Origin of the sequence: Micromonospora sp. WMMC273 (assembly GCF_027460285.1) — a bacterium.
Classification (GTDB): domain Bacteria; phylum Actinomycetota; class Actinomycetes; order Mycobacteriales; family Micromonosporaceae; genus Micromonospora; species Micromonospora aurantiaca.
In genome coordinates this window covers 5,486,831-5,499,391 of sequence record NZ_JAPZBE010000001.1, presented here as the reverse complement: position 1 = coordinate 5,499,391, position 12,561 = coordinate 5,486,831, and the positions used below count along the sequence as shown (strand labels likewise).

General features: G+C 72.2%; 13 protein-coding genes. 5 read left to right on the top strand and 8 right to left on the bottom strand.

Annotated features, from left to right (window positions below; all coding sequences use genetic code 11):
• Positions 1 to 18: 18 nt before the first annotated feature.
• The gene (gene arfA, locus O7611_RS25515) at positions 19 to 1,530 is read right to left on the bottom strand and encodes an arabinosylfuranosidase ArfA (RefSeq protein WP_269697702.1); all 1,512 of its coding nucleotides are present in this window, start codon (positions 1,528 to 1,530) and stop codon (positions 19 to 21) included.
• 150 nt (positions 1,531 to 1,680) lie between these two features.
• Between arfA and O7611_RS25510 the strand changes: the two genes are divergently transcribed.
• Complete coding sequence (locus O7611_RS25510; protein ID WP_194801499.1) at positions 1,681 to 2,679, top strand: LacI family DNA-binding transcriptional regulator; 999 nt, start codon at positions 1,681 to 1,683, stop codon at positions 2,677 to 2,679.
• 119 nt (positions 2,680 to 2,798) lie between these two features.
• Here O7611_RS25510 and O7611_RS25505 read toward each other — a convergent pair whose 3' ends face one another.
• The 3 genes from O7611_RS25505 to O7611_RS25495 all read right to left on the bottom strand — a co-directional run bounded on the left by O7611_RS25505 (position 2,799) and on the right by O7611_RS25495 (position 5,921).
• On the bottom strand, positions 2,799 to 3,524 hold the full coding sequence (locus O7611_RS25505; protein WP_269697701.1) for a methyltransferase domain-containing protein: 726 nt from the start codon (positions 3,522 to 3,524) through the stop codon (positions 2,799 to 2,801).
• Positions 3,525 to 3,927: 403 nt separating this feature from the next.
• Entirely contained in the window at positions 3,928 to 4,245 is a 318-nt protein-coding gene (locus tag O7611_RS25500) for a hypothetical protein (protein WP_013288728.1), read from the bottom strand.
• A gap of 38 nt (positions 4,246 to 4,283) precedes the next feature.
• Positions 4,284 to 5,921, bottom strand: a complete 1,638-nt coding sequence (locus O7611_RS25495) for an ABC-F family ATP-binding cassette domain-containing protein (protein WP_269697700.1) — start codon at positions 5,919 to 5,921, stop codon at positions 4,284 to 4,286.
• Positions 5,922 to 6,006: 85 nt separating this feature from the next.
• On the opposite strand from O7611_RS25495, the gene O7611_RS25490 reads away from it, so the two are divergent.
• The 4 genes from O7611_RS25490 to O7611_RS25475 all read left to right on the top strand — a co-directional run bounded on the left by O7611_RS25490 (position 6,007) and on the right by O7611_RS25475 (position 7,942).
• On the top strand, positions 6,007 to 6,777 hold the full coding sequence (locus tag O7611_RS25490) for an ROK family protein (RefSeq protein ID WP_194801495.1): 771 nt from the start codon (positions 6,007 to 6,009) through the stop codon (positions 6,775 to 6,777).
• A gap of 88 nt (positions 6,778 to 6,865) precedes the next feature.
• Positions 6,866 to 7,228 (top strand): tetratricopeptide repeat protein, encoded by a 363-nt coding sequence (locus O7611_RS25485; protein ID WP_018787684.1) that lies wholly within the window; start codon positions 6,866 to 6,868, stop codon positions 7,226 to 7,228.
• 59 nt (positions 7,229 to 7,287) lie between these two features.
• The gene (locus tag O7611_RS25480; protein WP_013288724.1) at positions 7,288 to 7,542 is read left to right on the top strand and encodes a Smr/MutS family protein; all 255 of its coding nucleotides are present in this window, start codon (positions 7,288 to 7,290) and stop codon (positions 7,540 to 7,542) included.
• 46 nt (positions 7,543 to 7,588) lie between these two features.
• Positions 7,589 to 7,942: a CPCC family cysteine-rich protein gene (locus O7611_RS25475; RefSeq protein WP_269697699.1), complete on the top strand. Its 354-nt coding sequence runs from the start codon at positions 7,589 to 7,591 to the stop codon at positions 7,940 to 7,942.
• Positions 7,943 to 8,025: 83 nt separating this feature from the next.
• Here the strand turns inward: O7611_RS25475 and O7611_RS25470 are convergent, their stop codons facing one another.
• The 4 genes from O7611_RS25470 to O7611_RS25455 form a co-directional block, all read right to left on the bottom strand.
• Complete coding sequence (locus O7611_RS25470) at positions 8,026 to 8,715, bottom strand: hypothetical protein (RefSeq protein WP_269697698.1); 690 nt, start codon at positions 8,713 to 8,715, stop codon at positions 8,026 to 8,028.
• Between the two features lie 179 nt (positions 8,716 to 8,894).
• A complete protein-coding gene (locus tag O7611_RS25465) occupies positions 8,895 to 9,443 on the bottom strand; it encodes a YciI family protein (RefSeq protein ID WP_269697697.1) in 549 nt (182 codons plus the stop codon).
• A 4-nt stretch (positions 9,444 to 9,447) separates the two neighbouring features.
• The gene (locus tag O7611_RS25460; protein ID WP_194801491.1) at positions 9,448 to 9,843 is read right to left on the bottom strand and encodes a hypothetical protein; all 396 of its coding nucleotides are present in this window, start codon (positions 9,841 to 9,843) and stop codon (positions 9,448 to 9,450) included.
• Between the two features lie 153 nt (positions 9,844 to 9,996).
• Entirely contained in the window at positions 9,997 to 12,375 is a 2,379-nt protein-coding gene (locus tag O7611_RS25455; RefSeq protein WP_269697696.1) for a M28 family peptidase, read from the bottom strand.
• Positions 12,376 to 12,561 lie beyond the last annotated feature (186 nt).

The following is a 12,561-nucleotide window of genomic DNA, read 5'->3' as shown; positions in this document are numbered from 1 at the left end:
GACGCCCTGGATGACGTGTCACGGCGCCGGCACGAAGCGCAGCAGGTTCCAGGAGGTGGCCGGCAGCAGCACGGAGACCCGGCCGCCGTCGACAGCGGGAGTGGTGAGGTCCCGGGGTGTGACCCGCTCCGGGTCCGCCTCGGTGTTCGTGGCGTCCGGGTCGGTTCCGGCCGCCACTGTGGTGTGTGCCTCGGCTCGCAGGCCGGGCAGGCCGCGCAGGTCCAGGTCGAGCGGGACGTCCTGCGAGCTGCGGTTGACCGCGAAGACGGCCAGCGCGCCGGTCTCCTCGTCGTGCACGGCGACGGTGTCCAGCGCGGGCACGTCGCCGTACCGCCGGGTCTCGTAGGTGGGGCCGGTGGGCTCGGTCCGCAGCACGGTGCCGCGGGCGTACCGGGCGGTCAGCGCGAACGGGTGGAAGATGCTCTGCCGCCACGCCGGACCGCCGTTGCGGGTACGGATCGGGGCGATCACGTTGGCGAGCTGCGCCTGGCACGCCACGCCGATGCGGTCGGCGTGCCGGAGCAGGGTGATCAGCAGGTCGCCCACCACCACCGCGTCGATCGCGGTGTAGTCGTCCTCGATCAGCGCCGGCGCCTCGACCCAGCCACGCCGGTCCAGGTCGGACTGGAGGCGGGACTGGTACCAGACGTTCCACTCGTCGAAGGAGATCTTCAGCTTGCGCTTCTGCCGCAGCTTGGCGCCCACGTAATCGGCGGTGGCGACGACCTCGGTGATGAAGGCGTCCATGTCGACGGCGGAGGCGAGCAGGCTGGCCCGGTCGCCGTCGGAGGGGTCGTAGTAGGTGTGGGCGGAGATGTAGTCGACGTGCTCGTAGGTGTGCTCCAGCACCGTCGCCTCCCACGCGGCGAACGTGGGCATGCCCCGGCCGGAGCTGCCGCAGGCGACCAGGCTGATCGAGGGGTCGATCATCTTCATCGCGCGGGCGGTCTCGGCGGCGAGGCGGCCGTACTCGTCGGCGGTCTTGTGCCCGACCTGCCACGGCCCGTCCATCTCGTTGCCGAGGCACCACAGCCGCACCCCGTACGGCTGCTCGGCGCCGTGCTTGCGGCGCCGGTCGGACATCTGGGTGCCGCCCGGGTGGTTTGTGTACTCCAGCAGATCGAGCGCCTCGGTCACGCCGCGGGTGCCGAGGTTGACCGCCATCATCGGCTCGATCCCGGCCTCGGCCGCCCAGGTCATGAACTCGTCGAGCCCGAACTCGTTTGTCTCGACGGTCTTCCAGGCCAGGTCGAGCCGGCGCGGGCGGTCACCGACCGGGCCGATGCCGTCCTCCCAGCGGTAGCTGGAGACGAAGTTGCCGCCCGGGTAGCGGACCACGGAGACGCCCAGCTCACGGGTCAGGTCCAGCACGTCGCGCCGCAGCCCTCGCCGGTCGGCTGTGGGGTGGCCCGGTTCGTACACCCCGCCGTAGACGCAGCGGCCCATGTGCTCGACGAAGGAGCCGAAGATCCGGCGATCCGCTGGCGCGACCCGGAACGCCGGATCGATCGTGAGCTGCGCGTTCGGCACGATGGCAACCTCTCCCTCGCTGCTGGTTCGGGTGACCGCTGTCACTCCGTTGTCAGTGGTTTGTACAACGTTGTAAGCGCCCGTGTAAAGAGGCAGTTGCGTCGCCGTGGCGCGGTACAGTGCGGCCAGCGTTCACCGGAAGGAAGTGCAGTGCGGCACAGGCTCAAGGACGTCGCGGAGCGCGCCGGAGTGTCGGTGAAGACCGTCTCCAACGTCGTCAACGGCTACCAGCACGTGCGCGCCGACACCCGGGCCCGCGTCGAGGAGGCCATCGCCGCGCTCAACTACCGGCCCAACCTTTCTGCTCGCAACCTGCGCAAGGGCCGCACCGGGGTGATCGCGCTGGCCGTACCCGAACTGGACATCCCCTACTTCGCCGAGCTGGCCCGGCACGTCGTCACCGCCGCCGCCGACCACGGTTGGACGGTCCTGATCGACCAGACCGGTGGTCGCTCCGAGCGGGAGCGCAAGGCCGCCAGCGGGATCGGCGACCACATGATCGACGGCCTGATCCTGAGCCCGCTCGCGCTCACCGCCGACGACCTCGCCGCGCTGGCCGGCCTGCCCGTGGTGCTGCTCGGCGAACGCGTCGACCACGGCCCTGCCGACCACGTCATGATCGACAACGTGGCCGCCGCCCGCGAGATCACCGCCCACCTGCTCGGGCTCGGCCGCCGCCGGATCGCCGCGATCGGCTCCCGGCGGACCCCCGAGGGCGCGAGCGCCCGCCTCCGCCTGGCCGGCTACACCGCCGCGCTGGCCGAGGCCGGCATCGCGTACGACGAGCGCCTGGTGGCGCCCGCGCCGGCCTGGCACCGCGCGGACGGCGCCGCCGCCATGCGGCACCTGCTCACCACGGGGGTACGCCCCGACGCCGTCTTCTGCTTCAACGACACGCTCGCGCTCGGCGCGCTGCGTGCCCTGCACGAGATGGGCCTGCGCGTGCCCGAGGACGTCGCGGTGGCCGGCTTCGACGACATCGAGGACGGCCGCTTCTCGATCCCGACGCTGACCACTGTCGCCCCCGACAAGGAACGCATCGCCCGCCTCGCGGTAGAGCTCCTGGCGGGTCGCCTGGGCCCCGACCGCGACTCCCCACCGCGCGAACTGGTGGCCCCCCACCACCTGGCCCTGCGCGAGTCCGCCTAACCCGCGTTCTCGTCCCCGTCGATCATGAAGTTGACGGCGAAGTCGATCTCCTTGAGTGCCGCCAACTTCATGATCGACGGGGTGGTCCTGGGGGTGGTCCTGGGGGTGGTCGGCGAGGGTCAGTCGAAGAAGCGGGCCAGGTGGGACGGGGGTGGGGCGGGGGCGTCCGGCGGCAGGGGGGTCAGGTCGGCGAAGATCGAGGCGCCGTCGCAGCCGACGTGCAGCGGATACCAGCGCGGCGTACCGGGTGGGCGCTGACCGCAGATGCCCTTGAACGTCTGCACGTCGAGCAGGCGTACGTGCGTCGGGTCGGCCACCGCGTTGACGTGCCGCCACCAGGGGCTCATCACGTGCAGCACCCCGCCGGGCCGCAGCACCCGGTGGCACTCGTCGAACAGCGGCAGGAAGTCGATCAGGTGCTCGACGATGTGCACCGCGAAGAACACGTCCACCGAGTCGTCGCGCAGCGGCAGCGAGCCGGCCAGGTTGGCGACCGCGTTCACGCCCGGCGCCGGGTAGATGTCCAGCCCCAGGTTGCCCGGCCACTGCTTGGTCGCGCCGCAGCCCAGGTCGACCACCACCGGCGCCCGCCCGGCCACTGTGACCCGGCACCAGACCCCGAGTACGCCGGACAGCCGGCCGATCAGCTCCCGTACCAGCCGTAGCTGCTCCAGGTCGGCGACCTCGCCGGTCAGGTGCGCCACCCCCCGGTCGAAGCGCACCTCGACCGCTGTTCCGCGCAGCCGCTCGTCGTGCCGGACCATGTCGGCCCACGCCTCGGCGAGGAAGCCGTCGGTCTGCCGGAGTCGCTCACCCGAGAGCGCGGTCTGCCCCATCGCCACCATGCGCCACCTCCGGCGGCCCGTTACCCCCGATTCGCCCCGATATACCCCGCCAGCCCGCCCCCGTCCACCCCGGCCCCCCGCTCAACCGCGCCCCGCCCGCGTCGGCCCCGCCCGCCCAATCGCGCCCCAGCCCTCCGTCCGACCACCGGCGTGTGCCTGAGATCTTGGAAGATTTCGGCCCCTATGGGGGCACTTTCCTTCCAAGATCTCCCGCGACTCGGGCGTGGATGGACCCAAACTCCTTGATCACCGCCGGTCTCGGGTCGGGTTGTGCGCGGCGATGGCGGGGGTCTGGGCTGCGCCTCGTCGATCATGGAGTTGTGGCCCGGACCAAGCTCGCGAAAGGGGCAGGCGAGGGCCGTCACTGCAAGATCAGCGGCGGGAGGGGAGAGAGGAAGGCGAGTCAGGGGGAGAGGGTTCGGCGGACTGTGCGGGAGCCTCGCATGCGCTGGCGCGGCTGGGCGGCCGCTGCCTTCGGGCGCTTGAGGTGGTAGCGGTGCAACTCGTTGTTGCCCGGCAGCGACGGGTCCTCGCTCATCGCGACCAGTTCCCAGCCCTGGTCACCGGCCCGGTTCAGGTGGGCCAGCGCGGTGTCGCCGTACGGCGTCACGTCGATCATGGAGCCGTCCGGGCCGTACCAGATGAAGACGACCTCCCACCCGGCGTCGGTGGCGGCGGCCTGGCGGCGGCGGACCAGCAGCGCGTACTCCCACTTGAGCATGCGCTCATTGTGGACCCGCGCGCGCCGGTCGGCACGGATCAGTGTTCGGCGATCCGTCCGTCCGCGACGCGCAGCCGCCGGTTCACGCTCACCGCGTCGAGCATCCGCCGGTCGTGGGTCACCAGCAGCAGCGTGCCGGGATAGGTGGCCAGCGCCGACTCCAGCTGCTCGATCGCGGCCAGGTCGAGGTGGTTCGTCGGCTCGTCGAGCACCAGCAGGTTCACGCCGCGCCCCTGGAGCAGGGCCAGCGCGGCCCGGGTCCGCTCGCCGGGCGACAGCGTCGCCGCCGGCCGCAGCACGTGGTCGGCGCGCAGCCCGAACTTCGCCAGCAGCGTGCGCACGTCGGCCGGGGCCAGGTCCGGTACGGCGGCGCCGAACGCGTCGAGCAGCGGCTGGTCGCCGAGGAACAGCCCTCGGGCCTGGTCGACCTCGCCCACCACCACACCCGGGCCGAGCGCTGCGTGCCCCTCGTCCAGTGGCAGCCGGCCGAGCAGCGCGGCGAGCAGGGTGCTCTTGCCGGAGCCGTTCGCCCCGGTGATCGCCACCCGGTCGGCCCAGTCGATCTGCAGGTCCACCGGCCCGAGCGTGAAGCCGCCACGGCGTACCACTGCTCCTCGGAGCGAGGCCACGACGGCGCCGGCGCGGGGCGCGGCGGCGATCTCCATCCGCAGCTCCCACTCCTTGCGCGGCTCCTCGACCACCTCCAGCCGCTCAATCAGCCGGGCGGTCTGCTTGGCCTTCGCGGCCTGCTTCTCGGTCGACTCGGCGCGGTACTTGCGGCCGATCTTGTCGTTGTCGGTGGCCTTGCGGCGGGCGTTCTTGACGCCCTTCTCCATCCACGCCCGCTGGGTGCGGGCACGCGCCTCCAGGTCGGCCTTCGTGTCGGCGTACTCCTCGTACTCCTCGCGGGCGTGCCGGCGCGCCACCTCCCGCTCCTCCAGGTAGGCCGCGTAGCCACCGCCGTAGTGGTTGACCTGCCGCTGGTGCAGGTCCAGCTCGACGATCCGGGTGACCGTGCGGGTGAGGAACTCGCGATCGTGGCTGACCACCACGGTCCCGGCGCGCAGCCCGGTGACGAAGCGTTCCAGCCGGTCCAGCCCGGCCAGGTCGAGGTCGTTTGTGGGCTCGTCGAGCAGGAAGACGTCGTACCGGCTGAGCAGCAACGACGCGAGCCCGGCGCGGGCGGCCTGCCCGCCGGACAGGCCGGTCATCGGATGGTCGAGGCCGACGTCGAGACCCAGCTCCGCGGTGACCTGCGCGGCCCGTTCGTCCAGATCCGCGCCGCCGAGGTCGAGCCAGCGTTCCAGAGCGTTCGCGTACGCGTCGTCGGCGCCCGCCGCCCCGGCGGTGAGCGCCTCGGTGGCGGCATCAAGCGCGGCCTGCGCGGCGGTCACCCCGGTGCGCCGGGCCAGGAACTCGCGGACCGTCTCGCCGGGCCGGCGCTCCGGCTCCTGCGGCAGGTAGCCGACCGTCGCCGTGGGCGGGCTGAGCGAGACCGAGCCCTGCTCGCGGGGGACAAGACCGGCGAGGGTACGCAGCAGCGTGGACTTGCCAGCGCCGTTGACCCCGACCAGCCCCACCACGTCGCCGGGCGCGACGACCAGGTCGAGGTCTTCGAAGAGGAGGCGGTCACCGTGGCCGGCGGTGAGGTCCTTGGCGATCAACGTGGCGCTCATCAGATGACCGAGCCTACCGGCGGGCGCATCCGGATTACCGTGACCCGCGCTCGCGGCGGCGCCGGTCTGAGGGAGACTCACAGCCGTGGTGACCACACTGGCGATCGACTGTGGTGGCGGCGGGATCAAGGCCTCCGTACTGGATGCCGCCGGAACCATGCGCGCACGGCCGCTGCGCGTGCCCACGCCGTACCCGTTGCCGCCGGCCTTGTTCGTCAAGACGCTGCTGGATCTCGGTGCCCGCCTGCCCGCGGCGGACCGGCTCACCGTCGGCATGCCCGGCATGATCCGGCACGGCGTCGTGGTGGCGACGCCGCACTACGTGACCCGCTCCGGGCCGCGCAGCCGCGTCGATCCCGAACTTCTGGCCGAGTGGTCCGGGTACGACGCGCGCACCGCGCTGGCCGAGGCGTTCGGTGTGCCGGCGCTGGTGCTGAACGACGCCGAGGTGCACGGCGCGGGCGTGGTCGCCGGGACCGGCTGCGAGCTGGTGCTGACGCTCGGCACCGGGCTGGGCAGCGCGTTGTTCGACGGCGGGGTGCTGGCGCCGCACCTGGAGCTGTCGCACGCACCGGTGCGGTGGAACACCACGTACGACACGTACGTGGGGGAGCCGGAACGGCGGCGGCTCGGCGACGCGTTCTGGTCGCGGCGGATCCGGCAGGTGGTGGACGGCCTGCGGCCGGTGTTCCGCTGGGACCGGCTGTATCTCGGCGGCGGCAACTCGCGGCTGATCCGGCCCGAGCAGGTGGCCCGGATGGGCGACGACGTGGTGATCGTCCCGAACACTGCCGGAATCGTCGGTGGTGTCCGGGCCTGGGACCTGATCGGCGGCCGGTACGACCCGACCACCTGATCTTCGCGGGGCAGGAACACTCGCGCTCGCGCCGGTGTTGTGCCAGCGTCGGACCTAGGGCCTGGCGCGACACGAGGAGGTGGGTCGAGTGGATCTTCTGGCGGAGTACCGGCGGGCGACCATGTTCTTCGAAGCGGGTGACCCGACCGGAGCGGCCCGGCTGCTCGAACCGATCATCGAGGCGGAGCCGGACAACTCCTCGGTCCGGCAGCTGCTGGCCCGCGCGTACTTCCAGTCGGCCCAGCTCAACCGGGCCGAGGAGCAGCTGCGCGAGCTGGTCGACCGGGACCCGAGCGACCACTACGCGCACCACGTGCTCGGCCGCACGCTGGAGCGGATGAACCGGCCGGTGGACGCGCTGCGGCACCTGCGCATCGCGGCAGCGATGTACTCGACGAACACCGACTACGCCACCGCGCTGCGCCGGGTGGAGGGCAAGGTCGGTCGTTGACCGATGACGCGGAAGGGCAGCCCGCCCGGGCTGCCCTTCGGCGTACCTAGGATGGGACCGTGAAGCTCAAGCTCGATCTCCACGACATCTACAACAAGGGCCACGACATCGATCGTGCGCTGCGCGGGATCATGGACGAGGCGGTGGCGAAGAAGGCCACGCTCGTGGAGATCATCCCGGGCAAGGGCTCCGGCGCGTTGAAGAAGAAGGTGCTGCGCTTCCTCGACCAGAAGGACGTGAAGCAGCTCTACCACCGGGTCGAGAAGGACTCGAAGAACTTCGGCCGCCTTTTCGTGCACTTCCGCTGGAAGTAGCGGTATCCCGGTCACTTCAACCGATCGACGAGGCGAGGTGCAGAGGATGGACGAGCATGCCGGCAAGCAGGAGGGGCCGTCCGCAGAAGAACTCGCGCGTCGCACCAGGTGGTTTGAGCAGTACGTCGAGGGGCTGAACCAGCGTTCTGTGGTGGCCGAGGCGGGTGGCGAACCCTACGCGTGTCCCTGCTGCCGGCACCCGACGCTCGAAGGGCGAGGTCAGTTCGAGATCTGCTTCGTGTGCGGTTGGGAGGACGACGGGCAGGACGACGAGGACGCGGACACGGTGCGGGGTGGCCCCAACGGTTCGCTCAGTCTGTCGGATGCGCGGCGTGCCTATGCCGAGCGACGAGCCCGTTGGGAGCACAGACGCCGTCGATCAACGCCCGGGACGGCTTGACGTGCTCGGACGGCACACCCGGTCGCATCCGGCCAGCGCTCAGGCGCTCTGGGGTGGTGGCGCCTTCGCGTCTGCTCACCAGGTCAGGCTGCGGTGAGCACCGTTATGGGGAGGCCGAAGGTGGTTGTTCCGGGACCGTGCCCGACGCCGATCAGGACCCGGTTGCCGAGCGGAGCGGCCAGGCGCACCACCACCTCGCGCTCCTCGGCGTAGTCCAGCCGATAACCGTTCCCGTCGCGGGCGACCTCCACCGGCTCGACGAGCACCGCCGTGTCCGTCTCGAACACCTCGGCGTCGGGGTAGTCGGCGTATTGCGCGGGCGTTCCGATGAATCGGAACGTCAGGGTGCGCCCATCGTGCGCGAGCACGGCCTCCTCGTGATGAGCGGCTCCTACGCCGGGTGGCCGCCACGTCATCCGACGTTCGAAGTCCGGGTCCAAGGCGATGAACGGCCATCGCCGGTCGTCGGGGTGCATCATCCACGCCGGGAGTTCGCGCGTGCCCCGGTCGGTGGCGAACGGTCCGTTCGCCCGGATGATGTTCGCCAGCGGTCTCTGCGCTCCGCTCTGCACGTCACGGCAGTAGTCGACGGCGGCCGGCGCGATCTCCGGCGGCAACTCGGACTCCGGGACGCCGGGGGCGTCGAACAACGACCGCCACTGCGTGTCCACCATGAGTCGGTCGAGCGCTCTGATGCCCATCGCTGTCAGCACGACCGGACGCGGCTCGCGGTGAACGGGGAAACCGTCCCACATCGCCAGCGCCTGCCGCACACACTCCGGATCGCTTGGCACGTCGCCAGCCTAGCCACCTGTGGACACTCGGCGGCGTGCCCCAGTCGGCGAACCGCCCTCGCCGGCACCGACAGAGCCTGTGCAGTTCGCCGAGCCGCACGTCGCCTACGACATAAGGGGATACCGTGAGACCCGGTTGGGAGATCACGAGTAGCCGGTTACGCCGGGCGGCCGCCGAACACCCAGTTGTGCACCTCAACCTCGGCGTACCGGTCAGCGGCCAGCACGGCGCGCGCCTCGTCCGGCCCGGTCGCCCGCACCAGCGCCGCCGTCCCCACCCACGTCACGCCGTCGTCGGACAGCAACGGCCCGTACGCGATCAACTCGTCCTGCCGCTGCGGAAGCACCGGGCCGTCGTCCTGCTCCGGGCCGAGGCCCAGCACCAGGTAGCGGTTGCCGCCGGTCCGGCCGCCGGGGAAGTCCCACATGGTGCGGTCCAGCATGTTCCGCCACCGGCGCAGCATCACGTCCCGGTACGCGCCGGCCTGGTAGTTGGGCTCGTCGAAGGCGAACGCCCGCGCGTCGGCGAGGCCGGGCAGGCCCAGGAGGTGCACGCTTCCCGTCGGAGTGCCGTCGACGGCAAGGGTCGGGCCGCGCGCGATCATCTGCTCCGCGAACCGGTCCATGTAGGCCCAGTGCTCCTCGACCAGGTCACTCCGCAACGCCTTCGAGCCGTGCCGGTCCCGGTGGTAGCAGAAGAAGTCCATGCCCTCAGCCGGCCAGCTCGGTGGAGCCGTCCCAGCCGTTGTATCCCTGCTGCGTGATCCCGCCGTCGGCGTAGGTGTAGGACCAGCGTTCGCCCGTCTCGCCCTCGAACCGGACGGTTCCCGCGCGTACGAACGGGGCCAGCGCGACGTAGAAGGCGATGGCCTGGCCCGACCACTTGAAGTCGTCCCGGCTCTGGCCGACCTCGATCCAGTCGCCGTCGCGGACGAACGTGGCCGCACCCACCCACGCCATGTCGGTCAACGTCTCGGGCGTGGGTGGCAGGTCCGGGTCGAACCAGCCGTCCCGCTGGGAGCAGGCGACCCGGACAGCGGCGAGAGCGGCCGCCTCGTCGCCCTCGGGAAGGTGCAGGCGGCCGGACGGCTCCACGTTGTATCCCACGGCACCGATGCTAGGGAGATCCACTGACGCTGTCAGACCCGCTCGCGGGATCATGCCGACTCCAGTACGCCGAAGTGGCGGTATCACGGCGCGCGGATACCGCCACTTCGGCGAGGTGGTGTCGATCAAGCGCTGGTGTCGATCAAGCGGCGGTCAGAGCGGGTACGTGCGCGCCACCGCCAGCATCTCCGAACTGTGCGAGCCGACCACTCCCACACCCGCCGGCCGCTTCCGGAACCCGGGCACCCCGGAGACCCCGTCACTGGCGTCCATCGCCCGCACCGATACGGCACCGCCGCGCGGCACGAGCGTCAGCGTGACCTCGACACCCTCCGGCGGCGGGGCGTGGAACACGATCCCGAACCCCCACTTCCCGTCGCCCGGCTCGACCGGCACGCTCCGCCCGGCCACCGTGGCGGACCGCACTGTGGCGGTGCCGGTGTCGACGTGCAGTGTGAGCAGGCGTACCTGCCGCTGCGGCACCACCCGCACGCGCAGCACACGCTGGTCACCGTCGCGGGTGTCGGAGAGCGTCTCCACCTTCGGGGCGGGCAGCGGCGCGGCCGTGGCCGGCCCGGCGCGCATCTCGCCGTCGCCCAGCCCGGGGAAGTCGTCGGCCAGCGAGATGCTCCGGTCGACGTATCCGTCGGTCCAGGGCTGCGGCTTCTCCTCGCGAGTCAGCCACGCCGCCTTCCCGGTGCCCGCGTCCAGCGCGTACATCAGGTGGGTCGGCACGGGATGTGCGGCGTCGAAGCGGTCCACTGCGAGGCCGACCCCGGCGAGCACCACCGCCGCCAGCGCGGCGGCCGCGGCGGGCAGCGCGCCGAGCCGGCGTGCGCGCAGCGCGAGCAGGCCGCGCTGGCCGCCGGCCCGGGGGTGCAGCAGGTCCACCACCGGGAGTACGGCGAGGCCGAGCAGCACCGCGACGAGCGCGGCTACCGCGCCCATGCCCATGCCGAGCGCCGGGAACAGCAGCACCACCGGAGGCAGCAGGATCACCACTGCCACCGCGGCGGCGAGCGTCACCGCGACCACCGGCCACGGTCCGTCGCGGCGGGTGGCGAGCGCGGCGAAACCGGCGAGCGCACCGGCCAGGGCGGGCAGTGTCGTCAGGTACGCCCCGCCGGGTACCGCCACGGCGAGCAGCACACCGAACACGGCGAGCCAGGCCAGCCCGCCGAACGCCAGCGCGGCCGGGCCGACGCGGCGGCGCAGCAGCGCGTACCAGCAGAACAGCACCGCGGCGGCGAGCGCCACGACGGCGAGCCGATACCAGACCGGGCGGTACGGGTCGAGCAGTTCGGCGTACCCGGGGCGGATCGTGGTGATCGCGGCCCAGAGCAGCCACGCGCCGAGCGGTGCCACGACGACCGGCACCAGGGTGAGGCCGAAGCCGGCGGCGAGCGTGCCGGCGGTGGCCCGGCCCCGACGGCGCAGGAACCAGCCGAGGGCGCCGACGGCGAGCAGCGCGATCACGGCCAGCGGCACCGTCAGCCAGCCGGGGTAGCTGATCAGGCCGCCGAGCACCGGGAAGTAGGTGTCGTCGTGGTCGGCGCTCAGGTCACTCAGATCGGTACGGCCGAACTCGCGGGCCAGGCCGAGCGCGTTGTCACCGTGCATCTGGAGGCTGCCCCGGTCCATCCGGGCCGGCACGTCCAGCGGGGTGTGGTAGATCGCGCCGCCGTCGATGTACGCGGAGTTCAGCCCGACGAACTTCCGGTCCAGGAACGCGGTGAAGTCGGTGTCGTTCGGCAGCGCCCGGTAGATCTCCACCGCGAACGAGGTGCCCACCGGGTGCGGCGCGGCCCTGCCGAAGATCTCGACCAGCTTCGCGTTGTCCCGGGACGTCTCGAACATGATCACCGGGCCGGTGGAGCCACGCGCCTCCAGGTTGAGCACCACCCCGCCGTCGCGGGCGAGCGGATGGTCGCCGGCGAACCCGGCGGCCCCGCACAGGCACGCCTCCTCCGCGTCGGTCAGCACGAAGACGATGTCGTTGCGGGGGCGCGGGCCGGTGGTCAGCGCCCGGGCCACCTCCAGGATCGCGGCGGTGCCGGCCGCGTCGTCGTTGCCGCCCGGCCCGGTCTGCACCGAGTCGTAGTGCGAGACCAGGAACACCTTCCCGGTCGGGTCGGTGCCGGGAAGCCGGGCCACCACGTTGCGGACCCGGGCCAGCGTCGCCCCGCCCGCCGCGCCGGACAGCTGCCCGGCCTCGGGCGCGACCGTGTCCTGCACCTCGGTCTGAAGGCCCAGCCCGCGCAGCGTCGCCACCAGGTGCTCGCGTACCCGGTCGTTTGCGGCACTGCCCGCCACGTGCGGCTCGGCGGCGATCACCTCGACGTTGCGGAACGCCCGGGCGGCGCTGAAGTCGCCGGCGGGCGCGTCCGCCGGACGTGGCGCCGGGGTGGAGAGGCCGACCAGGACGCCCGCCCCGACGGCGAGCAGCGCGACGAGCGCGGCCAGGGCGGCGATCGGCCGGCGGCGGGGCCTGCTGAACGCGCGGTCGGCGGGGCGGGTGGGGGGTGCGCCCACAGGGACTCCTCGGGGTGGATCTACGGGGTGGGGATCATCCTGCACCCCCGAGGGCCGCGGCGGCAGTCCTCGGTCGGTGCGCTGCGGGCGTGACAGCGCTCCCGGCGTAACATCGTGGGTCGACCGTGCCGCTGTCGGGGTGGGACCGTTGTGTCAGCCAGGATCAGCAGGGCATTCGGAAGGAGT

Excerpts from the sequence above, each read along its gene's own strand:
- O7611_RS25505 (WP_269697701.1), bottom strand. The coding sequence starts at position 3,524 with ATGGTGGCGATGGGGCAGACCGCGCTCTCGGGTGAGCGACTCCGGCAG.
- O7611_RS25500 (WP_013288728.1), bottom strand. The coding sequence starts at position 4,245 with ATGCTCAAGTGGGAGTACGCGCTGCTGGTCCGCCGCCGCCAGGCCGCC.
- O7611_RS25495 (WP_269697700.1), bottom strand. The coding sequence starts at position 5,921 with ATGAGCGCCACGTTGATCGCCAAGGACCTCACCGCCGGCCACGGTGAC.
- O7611_RS25475 (WP_269697699.1), top strand. The coding sequence starts at position 7,589 with ATGGACGAGCATGCCGGCAAGCAGGAGGGGCCGTCCGCAGAAGAACTC.
- O7611_RS25465 (WP_269697697.1), bottom strand. The coding sequence starts at position 9,443 with ATGGACTTCTTCTGCTACCACCGGGACCGGCACGGCTCGAAGGCGTTG.